This window comes from Nostoc sp. CALU 546 (assembly GCF_048836525.1).
In genome coordinates this window covers 1-2170 of sequence record NZ_JAWJTF010000329.1, presented here as the reverse complement: position 1 = coordinate 2170, position 2170 = coordinate 1, and the positions used below count along the sequence as shown (strand labels likewise).

Here is a 2170-nt window from a genome sequence, read left to right as displayed (position 1 = left end):
TTTGTCGTAAATCCCACTGTTAAAGTTACTCTTCCTGGCGGGAAAGTGGAAACAAAACCAGCCCCAGCCATTGCCTACACCCACATCCGTTTACAGATTCCATCACTTGCAGCCAAGACAACAGTTAAGGCGACTTATCAAACCCAAGTGCGCTGATGGAGACGAAGGGAGACGAATTTCCTGACTCGATAAAGAAGCGTTTCTAGGCGAAACCTGGAAACGAGATTTGGCTTAACTGGATTTCCACAAATAAGTGCTTTTATTAACAACAAGCTTGACATTTCAGAGGAGATGTGTAGGGTGAGCCATCCTCAAAACCAAAAGCAAATTACTTCTAGCAGTAGATGGTGGCGACGGTTAACAGCTACTCTTCTTCTGGGAAGTTTTTTGCATACTACTATACCTATACCAGCGATCGCGCAACAGACTAACAATCTGGTTGCGTCTTTGCCATTAATAAACCAAGCTACTTATACTTATACAGATTCCAGCAGTAATTATCAATATCAAGGCAGTTCTAGTCAGATTAATGTTAGTCCTAGCCCATTAGTTGACCCATTAGGGCGGATTTTAGGTTGTGCTGGCACAATTTTACCTGACTATACAGGTTTTTCAGTTGGGGTATATGAACCTAACTCTAGTGATCCAACGGGGACAGAGTTGGGCAGTTTGGTTTCTCTGACTCGAACAGAGTTACCAGATATTCCTAATAACAACATTCCTGGTGGTAAATCGCCAAATATCGAGAATAGTAACCCTTACTTCGTGACGAATAACCCTGCGGGTGTCTACAATTTTTTACTTGATCCGAATAAGGGTCAAACTGATCCAGGTAGAACCTACATTTTTGTAGTTAATCCACCACCAAATTCTATCTACAAACAGCGGCGGGTCAAGATTGAAATCCTTGCTAGTAGTGCTACACAAGGTAATGGTATCGTCCGATATGTTGCTACTTCTCTAGATGGTCAACCAATTAGTCTCACAGGCGAAACCAGGGTAGAGCAAACAGTTGTTTTAGTTCCCAATGCAGAAGTTGTGGGACTGGACTTATTAGCCTTTGAATTCACCACAAATTTGTGTCAAGCCAATCAGTTACAGATTATCAAAACAGGCGATCGCGCTGCTGCTGAACCTGGAGATACGGTAATCTACCGCGTGTCGGTGAAAAATCTCGCTGATGCTGGTTTGAATAATATATTTGTCACCGACAATCTACCTTTAGGATTCAATTTCTTGCCGAAATCTGTGCAAGGAGAATTGGATGGTCAACCAGTCACTATCACCTCAGAACGCAATGGAAACACAGTGACATTCCGCACAGACGTAACGATTCCCACAGAGAAAGTTCTGAATATTGCTTACGCTGCTCAACTCACAGCCGATTCACTGCGTGGAAATGGTCGTAATAGTGCGATCGTTAATGGCCAACGAGCTGATAACAGTTTTAGCACCAAGGATGGGCCAGCAACCCACCAGTTGAATATTCGTCCAGGAATCGTTTCTGATTGTGGCACGATTATCGGTCGGGTGTTTGTTGATAAAAACTTTGATGGTGAACAACAGCGTGGTGAGCCTGGAGTACCAAATGCGGTGATTTTTCTAGAAGACGGGAACCGCATCACTACAGATCCGAATGGTTTGTTCTCCTTAGCTAATGCTTTACCTGGATACCACACAGGTGTATTAGACCTCAGCAGTGTACCCGGTTACGCCCTAGCTCGTAACGAAAAATTCCGCGAACGCAATAGCCAATCTCGCTTGGTGCATTTAGAACCGGGTGGCTTGGTACGTATGAACTTCGCTGTCACCCCCACATTTCAGGAGTCAGTGAAGAAATGAAACCCAGACTGCACTGTACAACTACATTTAACCTGAGATTGATGGGGGCGATGCCAGTAATGGCTCTCAGCCTTGTTTTATATCCTGCGATCGCCAAAGCTGAAATCACTAGCGAAAAACTACTTTTCCCCGATTCTCCTTCGCAGGTAGACAAGGGTGTAGAAGATCCTGACTTTTCAAGTTCTAAAAGGGGAGAGGCTTTGAATTCTCCCCATGTTTTGGGAAGTTCTGACAAGCAACTTTCACCCCTCGAACTTCCCTCAACTTCTTCAGCACCAGTTATTGATACTTCAATTCCAGATATCCAACCAAGTGAAACGGAAATACA

The 2170-nt window shown here is 44.1% G+C and carries 2 protein-coding genes; both read left to right on the top strand.

From position 1 onward, the window contains the following. The first annotated feature begins 291 nt into the window (after positions 1-291). Positions 292-1842, top strand: coding sequence for a hypothetical protein (locus tag RRG12_RS43350; RefSeq protein WP_420758556.1), 1551 nt, complete (start codon positions 292-294; stop codon positions 1840-1842). Further along, positions 1839-2170: hypothetical protein (locus RRG12_RS43345; protein WP_420763303.1), on the top strand; the 332-nt coding region annotated here is incomplete at its 3' end. The genes RRG12_RS43350 and RRG12_RS43345, both read left to right, overlap by 4 nt.